The 15,015-nt window shown below is 46.4% G+C and carries 15 protein-coding genes; 8 read left to right on the plus strand and 7 right to left on the minus strand.

The genetic code is table 11. The annotated features are described in order from the left end of the window. Positions 1-190 precede the first annotated feature (190 nt). Positions 191-919, minus strand: a complete 729-nt coding sequence (locus IC21_RS13135) for a CPBP family intramembrane glutamic endopeptidase (RefSeq protein ID WP_029142761.1) — start codon at positions 917-919, stop codon at positions 191-193. Positions 920-1,301: 382 nt separating this feature from the next. Here IC21_RS13135 and groES point away from each other — a divergent pair, with 382 nt between their 5' ends. Further along, positions 1,302-1,586 (plus strand): co-chaperone GroES, encoded by a 285-nt coding sequence (gene groES, locus IC21_RS13140; protein ID WP_017552449.1) that lies wholly within the window; start codon positions 1,302-1,304, stop codon positions 1,584-1,586. A gap of 53 nt (positions 1,587-1,639) precedes the next feature. Beyond that, on the plus strand, positions 1,640-3,265 hold the full coding sequence (gene groL, locus IC21_RS13145; protein ID WP_029142762.1) for a chaperonin GroEL: 1,626 nt from the start codon (positions 1,640-1,642) through the stop codon (positions 3,263-3,265). A 397-nt stretch (positions 3,266-3,662) separates the two neighbouring features. Here groL and IC21_RS13150 read toward each other — a convergent pair whose 3' ends face one another. From IC21_RS13150 to IC21_RS13160, 3 genes are read right to left on the minus strand one after another with little or no spacing between them, the layout of a single operon-like run. After that, positions 3,663-4,052 (minus strand): GtrA family protein, encoded by a 390-nt coding sequence (locus IC21_RS13150; RefSeq protein WP_013860657.1) that lies wholly within the window; start codon positions 4,050-4,052, stop codon positions 3,663-3,665. A 31-nt stretch (positions 4,053-4,083) separates the two neighbouring features. Continuing rightward, positions 4,084-5,088 carry a glycosyltransferase family 2 protein gene (locus tag IC21_RS13155; RefSeq protein WP_013860656.1) on the minus strand — a complete coding sequence of 335 codons (1,005 nt, stop codon included), beginning with the start codon at positions 5,086-5,088 and terminating at the stop codon, positions 4,084-4,086. A gap of 30 nt (positions 5,089-5,118) precedes the next feature. After that, on the minus strand, positions 5,119-6,792 hold the full coding sequence (locus IC21_RS13160; protein WP_029142763.1) for a DUF6044 family protein: 1,674 nt from the start codon (positions 6,790-6,792) through the stop codon (positions 5,119-5,121). 211 nt (positions 6,793-7,003) lie between these two features. Here IC21_RS13160 and IC21_RS13165 point away from each other — a divergent pair, with 211 nt between their 5' ends. The 5 genes from IC21_RS13165 to guaA all read left to right on the plus strand — a co-directional run bounded on the left by IC21_RS13165 (position 7,004) and on the right by guaA (position 12,939). Further along, positions 7,004-8,068: a dipeptide epimerase gene (locus IC21_RS13165; protein ID WP_029142764.1), complete on the plus strand. Its 1,065-nt coding sequence runs from the start codon at positions 7,004-7,006 to the stop codon at positions 8,066-8,068. A 95-nt stretch (positions 8,069-8,163) separates the two neighbouring features. Next, positions 8,164-8,718 carry a cysteine hydrolase family protein gene (locus IC21_RS13170; protein WP_019720788.1) on the plus strand — a complete coding sequence of 185 codons (555 nt, stop codon included), beginning with the start codon at positions 8,164-8,166 and terminating at the stop codon, positions 8,716-8,718. Between the two features lie 28 nt (positions 8,719-8,746). Beyond that, entirely contained in the window at positions 8,747-10,213 is a 1,467-nt protein-coding gene (locus IC21_RS13175) for a nicotinate phosphoribosyltransferase (protein WP_029142765.1), read from the plus strand. A 70-nt stretch (positions 10,214-10,283) separates the two neighbouring features. Continuing rightward, on the plus strand, positions 10,284-11,114 hold the full coding sequence (nadE, locus tag IC21_RS13180; RefSeq protein ID WP_013860652.1) for an NAD(+) synthase: 831 nt from the start codon (positions 10,284-10,286) through the stop codon (positions 11,112-11,114). A 271-nt stretch (positions 11,115-11,385) separates the two neighbouring features. Beyond that, on the plus strand, positions 11,386-12,939 hold the full coding sequence (gene guaA, locus IC21_RS13190) for a glutamine-hydrolyzing GMP synthase (protein WP_029142766.1): 1,554 nt from the start codon (positions 11,386-11,388) through the stop codon (positions 12,937-12,939). 123 nt (positions 12,940-13,062) lie between these two features. Here guaA and IC21_RS13195 read toward each other — a convergent pair whose 3' ends face one another. Genes IC21_RS13195 through IC21_RS13205 form a run of 3 tightly spaced genes read right to left on the minus strand, consistent with a single transcriptional unit; the run spans position 13,063 to position 13,716 of the window. Then, on the minus strand, positions 13,063-13,260 hold the full coding sequence (locus IC21_RS13195; RefSeq protein WP_029142767.1) for a DUF4177 domain-containing protein: 198 nt from the start codon (positions 13,258-13,260) through the stop codon (positions 13,063-13,065). A gap of 29 nt (positions 13,261-13,289) precedes the next feature. Continuing rightward, positions 13,290-13,493, minus strand: coding sequence for a hypothetical protein (locus IC21_RS13200; RefSeq protein ID WP_014096839.1), 204 nt, complete (start codon positions 13,491-13,493; stop codon positions 13,290-13,292). Beyond that, positions 13,477-13,716 carry a helix-turn-helix transcriptional regulator gene (locus tag IC21_RS13205; RefSeq protein WP_029142769.1) on the minus strand — a complete coding sequence of 80 codons (240 nt, stop codon included), beginning with the start codon at positions 13,714-13,716 and terminating at the stop codon, positions 13,477-13,479. The genes IC21_RS13200 and IC21_RS13205 overlap by 17 nt, the downstream gene beginning before the upstream one ends. 487 nt (positions 13,717-14,203) lie before the next feature. On the opposite strand from IC21_RS13205, the gene IC21_RS13210 reads away from it, so the two are divergent. Continuing rightward, positions 14,204-14,863 (plus strand): MFS transporter, encoded by a 660-nt coding sequence (locus tag IC21_RS13210; RefSeq protein ID WP_017550689.1) that lies wholly within the window; start codon positions 14,204-14,206, stop codon positions 14,861-14,863. Positions 14,864-15,015 lie beyond the last annotated feature (152 nt).

The raw sequence follows: 15,015 nt of genomic DNA on the forward strand, positions 1-15,015 counted from the left end.
TTTCCCCCTCTTTTTAGGGGGAAAATTTTTTTATCCTTTTTTCAAACCCTTGGGCTACAAGGAGTCTGTAACATCGCAATTACCTCATAAGAAAAAAAGCCCCAGCCGCCCACTTGTACCTGCTGAATGGCAAAATAAGTGAACAAGGCCCCGAGCAGGCAGTTTACAATTCCTGAAAAAAGTGGTCTCATCATAGAAGTCCTCCAATTGAGCTGTAAATTTCATGTACGGATGTCTGCAGAACGGACGGGTGCAAAAGCAGCCTCACGACCACAATTGTGTTCATGGAAACATGCGCAAACATGGAAACGGTGATCCGGTTTGTTTTCTCATATAAATAAGCGAGCGTCAGCCCTAAAAGGGAATATAAAAACAAGTGGCTCGGTTCGGTATGCGCGAGCCCAAAAATAACCGAGCTGACAATACCGGACAAAAGAAAAGAAAATCGCCTGCGCAGCGTGCCGAAAATGATTTTCCGAAAGACGATTTCCTCGAGAATCGGCCCGGCGATCGAGCTGATGAGGATGACAAGCGGAAATCTTTCAATCAGCGCCATGATTTGCTGCGTATTGTTGGAGGCAGCCGGGGCACCGAACAATGATTCAATGATAGCGGCTGCAGTCTGGGCAAAGAAACAAAGAAAGACGCCGCTTATTGCCCATATGGCGGATGGCGCGGCCGGAAGCGGTTCGGCCCGGTCTGTTTCTTTCTTTGCGGCTTTTCTTAAAAGATACAGGACGATGATCAGCCCGATGATAAAGCTGATGACGGTCCAAAGCGGGGGCGTCAATGTCCGCATGCTGTCTGCCGGTTCGTGGAAAACGTTCACCCCGGCATAGTAGAGCAACGGATACCCGATGGCGCCGGACAGCAGCATAAGGATGTACGTCACGAGAATATACACATACTCTTTTTTCACGCGCTCTTTTCCTTTCTTGCCAGTTCAAAGTTTAAAGGATCGCAAATTCGTCCAATATGTTCATTGTACTATTGAACCGGGCGGGGTTCAAATGCCGTGCGCCGGGCCAGTCTTTTCAGTTGCATATCCGGATGGTGATCGGGCATACTTATAAAGGGGCAAGCGAAAGGGGCAAGCGGCTGAAACGGAGGCGCGCAACCGGCATCCTTTGACAGGGCTCTTTAAAGAGTGCAGGACCCGAAAAAAATAAAAAAAGTTGGATGAGAAGACTTGCAAAAAAGCAAGGAATTATTTATTATAATAAATGTGTTAGCACTCAACTTATGTGAGTGCTAATATTGACCAAAATTTTACATAATACGAATTAAGGAGGTTGTTTCACGTGTTAAAACCACTGGGTGATCGCGTTGTCATTGAATTAGTTGAATCGGAAGAAAAAACAGCAAGCGGTATTGTCCTGCCTGACACGGCAAAAGAAAAGCCGCAGGAAGGCAAAGTAGTGGCTGTCGGTTCCGGGCGTACCCTTGATAACGGTGAACGTGTTGCCATCGATGTAGCAGCAGGCGACCGTATCATCTTCTCGAAATATGCCGGCACTGAAGTGAAATATGACGGAAAAGAATACTTAATCCTTCGTGAAAGCGATATTCTGGCGGTTGTGGAATAAGCCTGGCTTGTTGAAACATAGAAATAACGATATGACATGAGGAGGTTTTATAAATGGCAAAAGAAATTAAATTCGGCGAAGAAGCCCGCCGCGGTATGCTTCGTGGTGTGGATAAACTGGCAAATGCTGTAAAAGTGACATTGGGCCCGAAAGGACGCAACGTCGTTCTGGAAAAGAAATTCGGTTCTCCGCTGATTACAAATGACGGTGTCACGATCGCAAAAGAAATTGAACTCGAAGACGCGTTTGAAAACATGGGCGCCAAACTTGTCTCCGAAGTGGCCAGCAAAACGAACGATGTAGCTGGTGACGGTACAACCACTGCGACCGTTCTGGCCCAGGCAATGATCCGTGAAGGCCTGAAAAACGTAACAGCAGGCGCAAACCCGGTTGGCATCCGCAAAGGGATTGAAAAAGCGGTTGCGGCTGCTGTTGAAGAATTAAAAGCCATTTCGAAACCAATCGAAGGCAAAGCTTCCATCGCCCAAGTTGCTGCAATTTCCTCTGCTGACGAAGAAGTTGGCGAATTGATCGCTGAAGCAATGGAACGCGTGGGCAACGACGGCGTCATTACCATTGAAGAATCAAAAGGCTTCTCAACGGAATTGGACGTTGTGGAAGGGATGCAGTTTGACCGTGGCTATGCATCGCCTTACATGGTAACGGATTCCGACAAAATGGAAGCTGTTCTGGATAACCCTTATATCTTAATTACAGACAAGAAGATTTCCAATATCCAGGAAATCCTCCCTGTTCTCGAACAAGTTGTCCAACAAGGCAAACCGCTGTTGCTGATTGCGGAAGATGTTGAAGGGGAAGCTCTTGCAACACTCGTTGTCAACAAACTGCGTGGCACATTCAATGCAGTTGCGGTGAAAGCGCCTGGCTTCGGTGACCGCCGCAAAGCGATGCTCGAAGATATTGCAACCCTGACAGGCGGCGAAGTGATTACAGAAGAACTCGGTCTTGATTTGAAATCTGCAACAATTGACCAGCTCGGCCGTGCCGGAAAAGTGGTTGTTACAAAAGAAACAACGACAATCGTGGAAGGGGCAGGCGACTCTGCTGCAATTTCTGCACGTGTAAACCAAATCCGCATGCAATTGGAAGAAACAACTTCCGAATTTGACCGCGAAAAATTACAAGAACGCCTTGCAAAACTGGCTGGCGGCGTAGCAGTCATCAAAGTCGGTGCTGCGACAGAAACCGAATTGAAAGAACGCAAACTGCGTATTGAAGATGCTTTGAACTCTACGCGTGCTGCTGTTGAGGAAGGCATTGTAGCAGGCGGTGGCACGGCGCTTATCAATGTCATCAAGAAAGTCGCTTCCATTGAGGCAGAAGGCGACGTTAAAACAGGCATCAATATCGTTGCACGCGCTTTGGAAGAACCTGTACGCCAAATCGCGGAAAATGCCGGCCTTGAAGGTTCGGTTATTGTGGAACGCCTGAAAAAAGAAAAAGTCGGCATTGGTTACAATGCAGCCAATGGCGAATGGGTCAACATGATTGAAGCGGGTATCGTGGACCCGACGAAAGTAACCCGTTCCGCTCTTCAAAATGCTGCATCTGTTGCTGCAATGCTGCTTACAACAGAAGCGGTTGTTGCCGACAAACCTGAACCGCCGGCACCTGCAGGCGGCGCACCTGACATGGGCGGTATGGGCGGCATGATGTAATAAGCGCCTGAAAATGCTGGTATAACAACCTTTACAGACGTTCAATCCTTGTACCATGTCCATGTTTCGGTTCATGTTTTAGACCATCTGTTTTCAAAGAGGCTCCCGTGAAGTGACCGGGCGCCTCTTTTTTTATACCCTTTTTGCGAATGTTTGCATGCGGATAGGATGTTGGCCTATCAAGAGCCGAAAAGAAAGCGGCATAAGATGTAAGCGTGGTGATCGCGGAATGAAGGGAGTGTATAAACCGTGAGTAAAGTGATTGCGAAATGGAGGCATACCCGTAAGCCGTGATGATGGGGGGGAGAGGCAAGCGGCAAACGTGAGCGTGGCGGCCGCGGAATGAAGGGTCTGGGCGGGTTTACAGGAAAACGAAGGCTTAGGCATGCCGGCCCGGTTATTCCGCGTGTTCACGGAATACCCAGAGCCTTGTGCCAAGAAAATTGACGGCCATCCCTGCCAGTGTGGCGATGATCTTCGCATATAAAAGCGGCCAGCCCCACTGCTGGTGAAAGAGGAAAAGCAGAAGGGAAGTCAGCGCATAGACGATTAAATTGACGGCAATAAACCGTGAAGCCTCGCCCCATGTTGCTTTTTTTCTTACTTGAAACGTCCAGAACCGGTTCAGCAAATAACTGTTTGCCATGCCGGCTGTATAAGAGCAGGCCTGTGCAACAAGATAAGGCACATGGAATGATGTGAGCAGAAAAAATACGAGAAAATCAACAAGCGTATTTCCGGCGCCGACAATGCAAAACTTAAGAAAAGCGGCATATTGTTTGAGCATGGGTCCAGCAAACCTTTCGTAAGTTGTGTTTTCAAGTTTTCATTGTATCACTGTTTTGGCTTAAGGCGAAAGAAGATTTCCCGTCTTTATATAAATTCGTTTCAATAGTATAGCGCGGGCGCCTTTTGACTTCTTTAAAAATTTTGCCGATGTATTCCCCGATCAGCCCTACCGCCATCAACTCCAGGCCGCCAAGGAGCCAGATCGAGATGATCAGGGAAGCCCAGCCGGAGACGGTATGGCCGGCAAGTTCCTCTATAAGGGCATAAAGGCCGACAAAAGCACTTAAAATAAACGTGATAAACCCGAGGGCCGTCACAAAACGGACCGGGGTTATGCTGAAAGACGTAATGCCATCCAGGGCAAAAGCGAGCATTTTCTTTAACGGATATTTTGATTCCCCGGCCATCCGCTCTTTCCGGTCGTAATACACTTTTGCGGAAGGAAACCCGAGCAAAGGGATAATCCCGCGCAAAAACAGATTCGCTTCTTTATATTTTAAAAGTTCCTCCAATGCCCTCTTGCTCATCAGCCGGAAATCAGCATGGTTCGGCACCAGCTGAATCCCCATTTTTCCCATCAGCCAGTAGAACCCTTCCGCACTTGTCCGTTTGAACCAAGTGTCCGTTTCCCGGCTGTCGCGGACGCCGTATACAATATCATAGCCTTGCCAGTATTTTTCCATAAATGCCCGGATCGCCCGGATATCATCCTGCAAATCGGCATCAATGGAGATGACGCAGTCGGAATGCTCACTGGCGACCGTTAGCCCTGCAAGCAGCGCATTCTGGTGCCCGGCATTGCGCGACAGTTTGATGCCTTTTACAAACGGATGGCGGGCCGAAGCGGATTCAATGATCTGCCAGGTTTTGTCGCGGCTCCCGTCATCGACAAACAAGAGCGTGCTGTCTTTTGCAATCAGTTTGGACTGGATCAGGGATTCGAGCACCCCGGAAAGCTGCTTCATCGTTTCATGCAATACGGCTTCTTCATTATAACAAGGAACAACAATCGTTAATTTCGGATATTGACTCATTCTACAGCATCTCCTTTACCAGCATGATGCTTATTTTGCTTCGTATAAATAAATGGTCCACGCCGAGTCGGCATTTCGGAAAGTTTTTAAAAACCGCAAATGCTCTTCTTCTGCGTTTTGGATCGGGACAGCCGAGAAAATATACCGCCCGCCAAGCGCTTTAAATGCTTTTGTGTCGATGTCAAGATGATGGATTTTGATGCCACTGTTTTTCCGGAACTCATAATGCTTGCCCAGTTCGCTGACAAAAATATAACAGCGGTTTCCCCATTGGTCAAAATACGTTTTTAATTGTGGGCTTTTATCCAGTTCCCCGGCAATGATTTTCCGGAATTTCCTTTTATAAGACAACGGATAATAATTATTGTATGAATCTAAGGTGTAGAAACCGTTGTACTGGGCAATGGCCGGATAGATCCCGATGCTGGCAACACGGTAAGCGCTTTTCGGTTTTCCGATGTAGCGGCCGATTGCGTGAAACTGGCCCGTCGCGTAAAACTGGTTGAACGAAGGTTTCCCGGCAAAACGGTAATAAATTTCAGGGTTAAACGCAAACAGGACAACCACCTGGGCTATGAGGCAAATTTTTACGAATGCCTTCCACTTTCTGCCGCGTTTCCAAAGAAACCATGCCCCCGCCGCAAACATCGTATAAATGATAAGCGGCCGCAAAAAATGAAACCGTGCAAAGTTAAACGTATTCAGCAGGCTGATCTTTTCTTTTAACGGTTCCCATGCCTTGTTGAACCAGAAAGCATACCAGAGCGATAAAACGGCATTCAGAATAAAAAGCTGCACATACCGTTTTTCCTTTCTCCATGCTTTTGTTTTATAAATCAGCCACATGGCGATAAAAGAGAACGGCAGAATGACAAATGTGTGCACGGTCATATCATGTGTATGCCCGAACACATAATTTTTTAACGCAAGCCGGAGCGTGTGCCAAAAGCCGAGTTTTGAGCTGACAAAATCATTCCGGCTTGTCGGCTCATGGGAAAAGACAAGGGAATACACAAGCCGGTATTCAATCCCTAAATACAGCACCAGCATCCAGCCGATTGCAAAAAAGAACTTCCAGTTGCGCTCCCGTTTCACAAACATATCCCGTATCCACAAAAGCCCCATCGCCGCCAGAAAAAAGAAGAACCCGAGCACAAAGCTGGAATAAAAAGGCAAAAGGGTCAGCGCCAGCCACTCTTTCCATGTGGCCTGCCGGTTCCGGATATTTAAAAAAGCCCAAAGCGCAAGCGGCATCCCCAATGTGCTTAACATGCCGGACGGCCAAAACGGGGTTATCGCAAAGGCGAGAGAAACCCATACCCTGATAAAGTACCCGTCCTGCCCTTGAACAAAATGCCGTTTTAGCAACAGGTACATTCCTAAAAAAGCGAAGACCCTTGTAATCGTCTGGCTGAATGTATAAGCCACAACCGAAGGGAACAGGGCGTAAAGCCACTGGATTCCGCTGAATTCTGTCCCGAACGCATTTCGCGGCAGCCCGTTCATAATTTGTGGAATCGTCGCATTCAGAGGGCCGAACAGCTCCCCGCTGCGGTCGAGCACCCGGTACCAGGCGATATTCGAATCCAGGTTGTCGTGGACTCGGATATGCATATTGCCGCCAAGTATAAACATTGGCGCAAGATAGACGGCCAGCATCCATACGGCCAGCCATAAAGCCTTTCTTTCTTTACTGATCTTCATTCCGGTCTGACACCATCCCGTTTCTATTTTTGGATGTATTGTTCCTTCTCTCCATAAACACGTTTAAATAGACGCGGGCAACCAGGGAAAAGTTCACATAAAAAATACAGGCAAAAATGATGCGGGGTTTAAATCATCGGCCCGTTATTAATGATATAATAAAACCAGCATAAAATGGCATTCGATGCCAGGATGAAGGGAAGAAGCTGCCATGATCATAAAAGATGTGCAAGTGCATTACCGGAACATTCCGCTGCTCGTTCCGTTTAAAACAGCATTGCGGCAAGCCAATGAAATTGACAGCATTGAAGTGGAAATCACACTGGACAATGGCATAAAGGGCACAGGGGCAGCTGCGCCAACCGTTGTCATTACAGGCGATTCAACCGAAAGCATCATGTCTGTTGCGGCAGGGCCTGTCAAAGAGGCACTGTCCGGGCATGACTTGCGTGATTTCCAGGGCGCCCTGAAAAAAGTGCAGCGGTGCTGTACGGGCAACACAAGCGCAAAAGCTGCTGCCGACATTGCACTTTACGATGCATACAGCAAATGGTTGAACATTCCGCTGTATGCCTATCTTGGCGGGCAGAAAAATCTCCGGACTTCCATGACAATCGGGGTGGATACGCCCGAAAAAATGGCGTGGGATGCGGAAAAAAGCGTGGAAGCCGGGTTTCATCTGTTGAAAATCAAGGTCGGCACATATCCGGAAATCGATCTCGAACGGATTGAAGCGGTCCGGCGTGCTGTTCCGCCTGATGTCAAACTGCGCCTTGATGCCAATCAGGCGTGGGAACCGAAGCAAGCGGTGCAAATTTTACAAGAGTTGGAAAAAAGGGATTTCGGAATTGAGTTTGTCGAACAGCCGGTACGTGCCGATGACTGGGAAGGGTTAAAGTTTGTAACGGAAAGAACAAAGCTGCCGGTCATGGCAGATGAAAGCCTGTTTTCGGCAAAAGACGCGCTGAAATTGATCGCGGGCCGATTTGCCGACCTGATTAATATTAAACTGATGAAATGCGGCGGGATTTCTGAAGCGTGGAAAATCGCGGACATTGCAGAAGCAAACGGCGTGAAATGCATGGTCGGCAGCATGATGGAGCCTTCTCTTTCTGTGGCGGCAGCTGCCCACTTTGCGGCCGCCCATCCGAATGTGGCCTATATGGATCTGGACGCGCCGCTTTGGTTGTCCGAAGAACCGGATCATTTAACCTATGACGGCGAGGATGTCCTGCTCTCTGACCAGCCCGGCATCGGCATCGTCCAGCCTGTGTAATGGTTGTCCATAAACTTCCGGCATGAAACATTTTGCCGGAAGCCATCTTTCGTGTACAATAAGGATAATTTAAAATGAACGGAGGATGCGATGCAATGGGTGCCCGAAAAGCGTTAATCAATATTGATTATACAAATGACTTTGTAGCTGACGGCGGCCGGTTGACATGCGGCAAACCGGGGCAGCAGATTGAAGAAAACATTGTGGCGCTTACGAAGTCATTTCTTGAAAACGGCGATTATGTAGCCTTCGCGATCGACTGCCATGAGCAAGACGATCCTTATCATCCGGAAACGAAATTGTTCCCTCCCCATAATCTCAATGGCACGCCCGGTCGCGAGCTGTACGGGAAACTGCAGCCGCTTTTTACAGCGTGGAAAGGAAAGAAAAATGTGCATGTCATCGATAAAACCCGTTACAGCGCTTTTTGCGGGACGGATCTGGAGCTCAGGCTGCGGGAGCGGGGGATAGAAGAAATCCATTTATGCGGGGTGTGCACTGACATTTGCGTCCTGCATACGGCAGTGGATGCTTACAATAAAGGGTTCAAGCTGGTGGTCCACGAAAACGCGGTGGCAAGTTTTAATCCGGACGGGCACAAATGGGCATTAAGCCATTTTAAAGGTTCGCTCGGAGCGGAAGTGCGGTAAACCCATTAGGTAGGAGTGATTCGAAAGCATGCGTTATAAAGATGACAGTTTAGCGCTTCACACAGATTTATACCAAATCAATATGGCGCAGGCCTATTGGAAAGACGGCATCCACAACCGGAAGGCGGTGTTCGAAGCATTTTTCAGAAAAATACCGTTCGGGAACGGCTACGCCATCTTTGCGGGGCTTGAGCGAATTGTGGATTATTTGAACCACTTTCACTTCACTGAAGAAGATATCGCCTATTTGCGCAGCACCGGCCATTACAGCGAGGATTTTTTGCGGTACTTGTCGGAAATGCGCTTCACCGGAACATTGCGCTCCGTCCGCGAAGGGGAGCTCGTTTTTGGCAACGAACCGCTGATCCAGGTAGAAACGTCTCTGGCTGAAGCGCAAATCATCGAAACCGCCATTTTAAATATCATCAATTACCAGACGCTGATTGCGACAAAGGCTGCGAGAATCCGGTCGGTGGCCGGCGATGATGCTGCCTTGTTCGAATTCGGTTCAAGGCGCGCCCATGAATTGGATGCTTCCGTGTGGGGAACGCGGGCGGCTTACATTGGCGGATTTGACGGAACAAGTAATGTCCGGGCCGGGAAAGTGTTCGGCATGCCGACGAGCGGCACGCACGCCCATGCGATGGTGCAGGCATACCGGGATGACTACACCGCTTTTAAAAAATACGCGGAAACGTATAAGAACTGCATTTTTCTTGTCGATACATATGATACACTGGGTTCGGGCGTACCGAACGCCATCAAAGTGGCAAAAGAATTTGGCGATAAAATCAATTTTCTCGGTATCCGCCTGGACAGCGGCGACATGGCTTTTTTATCGAAAAAGGCGCGGGAAATGCTCGACGAAGCGGGGTTTACGGATGCGAAGATTTTTGCATCCAGTGATTTGGATGAATATACGATTTTCCATTTAAAAGCCCAGGGCGCGAAGATTGATGCATGGGGCGTCGGGACGAAACTGATTACCGCATTTGACCAGCCGGCGCTCGGTGCGGTATATAAAATGGTATCCATCGAAGACGGGAACGGGGAAATGCAGGATACGATTAAAATTTCAAGCAATGCCGAAAAAGTGACAACACCGGGGCTGAAAAAAGTATTCCGCATTTTAAACAAACGGACAAACAAGCTGGAGGGCGACTATATTGCCATGCAGGACGAAAATCCGGCAGCGGAAAAGCGGCTGAAGATGTTTCATCCTGTCCATACCTTTATCAGCAAATATGTCACAAACTTTGAAGCCATCCATATTCATGAAACCATCTTTGACAAGGGGCGGCTCGTATATGAACTTCCGCCGCTGGATGCGATCAAACAATATGCGAGAGATAATTTGGACCTGTTGTGGGACGAATATAAACGCATTCTAAATCCAGAAGAATACCCGGTCGATTTGAGCCAGAAATGCTGGGACAACAAAATGCGCAATATAGAAAAAGTGCGGCAAAAAGTGATGCGGTTTGAAGAAGATTAAATGATGATGGCGGTTTTTTCCATCTGTTTCGTAGCAATAAGACAGTAGATGCGGATAAGGAGGATAAAAAATGGACGCAATGCAAAAAAGAATTGTGGAAGAAATGAAAGTAAAACCGGTCATTGACCCGAAAGAAGAAATCCGTAAAAGTGTTGATTTTTTGAAAAGCTATTTAAAAAAATACCCGTTCCTGAAAGGATTCGTGCTTGGTTTATCGGGCGGCCAGGATTCCACTTTGACAGGGAAGCTCGCGCAGATCGCCATCAATGAAATGAAAGAAGAAACCGGCAACCAGGAATATAAATTTATTGCGGTACGGCTGCCATACGGCGAACAGAAAGATGCGGACGATGTTGAATTGGCCGTCCAGTTTATTCAGCCGGACAAGGACATTACCGTTAATATTAAACCGGCTGTCGATGCAAGTGAAGCTTCCCTGGCAAAAGCGGGCATCGTCCTTTCCGACTATGCAAAAGGAAATGAAAAAGCGCGTGAAAGAATGAAAGTCCAGTACAGCATTGCTGCGATGGAAAATTGCGTTGTGCTTGGGACGGACCATTCTGCGGAAAATGTAACCGGATTTTTCACGAAATACGGTGACGGCGGTTCAGATCTTGTGCCGATTTTCAGGCTGAATAAGCGCCAGGGGAAAATGCTGTTAAAAGAACTCGGCTGTCCGGAACGGCTCTATTTAAAAACGCCGACAGCTGATCTCGAAGACGACCGCCCGCAGCTTGCCGATGAAGTGGCATTAGGGGTAACCTATGATGACATTGATGATTACCTGGAAGGCAAAGAAGTTTCCCCGAAAGCAAAAGCCACCATCGAGTCCTGGTATGTAAAAGGGCAGCACAAACGCCATATGCCGATTACGATTTTTGATGATTTTTGGAAATCATGATAAAGCCGGCCTCCCAAAGCGGTTCCAAGTGCAGGAACCCGGCAAAATTTTTGGCCGCGAGTGAAAGCAGCCGGCTTCCAGGCGAAGGAAGCAAAATTTCTGTGAAAAGTGAATATAGAGGGCTTCCAGATGAAGGAAGCGGGAAAATTCCGCCGGGAAGGGAGCACAGGGACCCAGCTGAGGAGTCTCACCTATTTAAAAAAATCAGGCCGGAATCCTGCTTGAAAGATCAGGTTCCGTTTTTTGGATAAAAGTACATGGGGGAAATTCAATGGCAAAAGCATTCGATGTGAAAGATATAGAAAAAATTGTGGTTTTGGATTTTGGCAGCCAGTATAACCAGCTGATTACGCGCCGAATCCGTGAGTTTGGCGTGTTCAGCGAGCTGCACCCGCACACTTTGACAGCTGAAGAAATCAAGGCAATGAACCCGAAAGGCATTATTTTCTCCGGTGGCCCGAACAGCGTCTATGATGAAAATGCCTTCCATGTTGACGAAGAAATTTTCAACCTTGGCGTGCCGATTTTGGGCATCTGCTACGGCATGCAGCTCATAACAAAAGCCTTCAGTGGCAAAGTGGAACCGGCAAACCAGCGTGAATATGGGAAAGCAACGATTCATGTTAAAACCGCCAGCCGGCTGTTTGACGGGCTTCCAGATGATCAAGTTGTCTGGATGAGCCACGGGGATCTGGTGACAGAAGTGCCGGAAGGATTTACGGTTGATGCCAGCAGCCCCGCCTGCCCGATTTCGGCAATGAGCAATGTGGATAAGCAGCTATATGCCGTCCAGTTCCATCCTGAAGTACGCCACTCTGTGTACGGCAATGAACTTTTGCGCAATTTTGCTTTTAAAATTTGCGGCTGCAGCGGAACTTGGTCAATGGAAAACTACATCGAGATGGAAATTGAAAAAATCCGGCAAACGGTAGGGAACAAGAAAGTGCTGTGCGCCTTAAGCGGCGGGGTTGACTCTTCCGTTGTCGCGGTATTGATCCATAAAGCGATCGGCGACCAGCTCACGTGTATTTTTGTGGACCACGGTCTTTTGCGTAAAGGCGAAGCAGAGAGTGTGATGAAAACTTTCTCAGAAGGCTTTAATATGAACGTCATTAAAGTCGACGCGAAAGAACGGTTCCTGAAAAAATTGAAAGGTGTTTCTGACCCGGAACAAAAGCGGAAAATCATCGGAAATGAATTTATTTATGTCTTTGATGATGAAGCGGCAAAACTCGAAGGGATTGATTTTCTTGCCCAGGGAACGTTGTATACCGATGTCATCGAAAGCGGGACAACGACTGCCCAGACAATCAAGTCGCACCACAATGTCGGCGGTCTGCCGGAAGACATGCAGTTTACGTTAATTGAACCGCTGAATACATTATTTAAAGACGAAGTGCGCGCAGTCGGCACTGAACTCGGCATTCCGGACGAAATTGTCTGGCGCCAGCCGTTCCCGGGCCCGGGTCTCGGCATCCGCGTGCTGGGCGAGATTACGGAAGAAAAACTCGAGATGGTGCGCGAATCTGACTATATTTTGCGTGAAGAAATCAAAAAGGCCGGTCTGGATCGCGACATTTGGCAATACTTTACGGTGCTGCCGAATATCCGCAGCGTCGGCGTTATGGGTGATGCCCGCACATACGATTATACGATCGGCATCCGCGCCGTCACGTCCATCGACGGCATGACTTCCGACTGGGCGCGCATCCCGTGGGAAGTACTTGAAAAAATTTCAACTCGCATCGTGAACGAAGTCCCGCACGTCAACCGCGTCGTGTATGATATTACAAGCAAACCGCCCGCTACGATTGAGTGGGAGTAGGAACAGGAAAACGGCGATCCTAGGAATATTAAGGGATCGCTGTTTTTTTCTATGTCAGCTCAATTAAATAGCGAAAGCATTCTTTTAACTTGATTTCACCACCAGTTATTTCACTATACTTTTTCAGTTGGGGTTTTCAATATATTTCTCAAAAATTAATTCAAAATGGTCTGCTGCCCCAAACCCGGAAATAGGAGGGGCAAATATTTGAACCACCCCCCAACCTTCCGATGCATTTTCCTCTATAATTTGTCTGTAGTCGACTTCCGGTTGTCCTTTCCACCGATTGATTTTTATCTTAACAAATTTATAACGGTACATTATTCTTCCTAAAATTTGTAAAAAATGATTTATTTTGTTTTTCGAAGCAAATATACTTGTACTCCAGCATAAATGGCACAACCAATCATAAGAATTGGAAATTCTATTCCAGTGCTTTTGGTTTTAAACCAATCCACAAGGGACCATATGAGTAAAACCAAAGTATAGTAGCTAAATGCTAGTCTTGCTGCTTTTCCGGAATGATCCTTTTCCATTTCATCCATTTTTCTCATTTTCATCTTTCCTTTTAATAGTTTTATTTATCGAATCAAAAATAAACAATTCATCTATCCTTACTTCTAAAATTTGTGAGATGAGTACCGCTAAACGAAGAGAAGGGTCATATTTGCTATTCTCAATAGCATTTATGGTTTGTCGTGTGACATTACATTTTTTTGCCAACTCTTCCTGCGACATCTGCTTCTTTTTCCTGTATTTTTTAATGTTATTTTGCATATAATCACCAATTAGTGTAAAAAATTTTTTACATCTGTGCTGGCATTATTGTATCCCCTTACAAACAAAATGTCAAATATTTTTTACACAATAATTTCTAAAGCATCTTAATTTACATTTTATTAAATATTATTTATTTTTCGGATATGAAAATATAATATAGAGATTGCTAGGGGGATTGGTGGCCATACAGTAATAAAAATGAAGGGAGGGATACAGATGCAATTATTGTTGAAAGGTCAACTTCTTAAATCATAAAGTTCAAAGGCAGTTATGGTTTTAGTTGCCGCTACAGCTGTTACTTTAGCCATTCTAATTTTTAAAAGATGGATGTAATTGAAATTCTGCATCGTGCAGAGATGATTGCACCGAGATGGGTTGTAAACGTAATTAATGCTACTGGTTCTGTATTAGCCATTGTTACTCTGCTGAGAGGATGGTCTGCCCATTGCAGTTCTTGAACAATTAATAGATTTGAGGTGAAAAAATGCTTGATATTCAAAAATGGAAGGGAAATCCCTGGTTAGTGTTGACGATTCTTTCGTTTGGTTTTTTTATGACTCAATTGGATTTACAAATTGTTAACATTGCGATTCCGAATTTAATGGAAACATTACATGCATCCATTAATGAGGCGCTATGGGTTCTAAATATATACATATTGGTGCTTGCCGTTTTTTTAATTACGGCCGGCCGTTTTGGCGATCTATTTGGTATACGACAATTGTTTTCAATTGGAATTGTCCTTTTTACCATCTCTAGTTTGTTATGCGGACTTTCCACAAGCCCTTTGGAACTCATTGTATTTAGGGCTATAGAAGGACTTGGTGCAGCTCTGCTTTTACCGCAGACAATGACATTTATTATACGATTATTTCCTTCCGAGCGTCGTGGAACGGCCCTTGGAATATGGGGAATGGTAGGTGGAGTTGCTGCTGTTGCAGGTCCGAGTTTAGGCGGATTCATAGTCAGTGTGTTAGGCTGGCGCTGGATTTTTTATATAAATGTTCCAATTGGAGTATTGATTTTTATATTCACTTATCTATTTGTCCCGGAAATCCGAAATTCAGCAAAACAACAGCTTGACTTGATGGGGGGTTCTCTTGGTTTCTTTATCGTGTTTATTTTTAACCTATGGATTAATTGAAGGCCAACACTTTAAATGGTCCATGTACATTGTCGGCATTCTTATTATTTCCGTAGTTATCTTTATGAGGTAATTGCGATGTTACAGACTCCTTGTAGCCCAAGGGTTTGAAAAAAGGATAAAAAAATTTTCCCCCTAAAAAGAGGGGGAAA

The sequence above is a fragment of the Heyndrickxia coagulans DSM 1 = ATCC 7050 genome (genome assembly GCF_000290615.1).
GTDB lineage: Bacteria > Bacillota > Bacilli > Bacillales > Bacillaceae_C > Weizmannia > Weizmannia coagulans.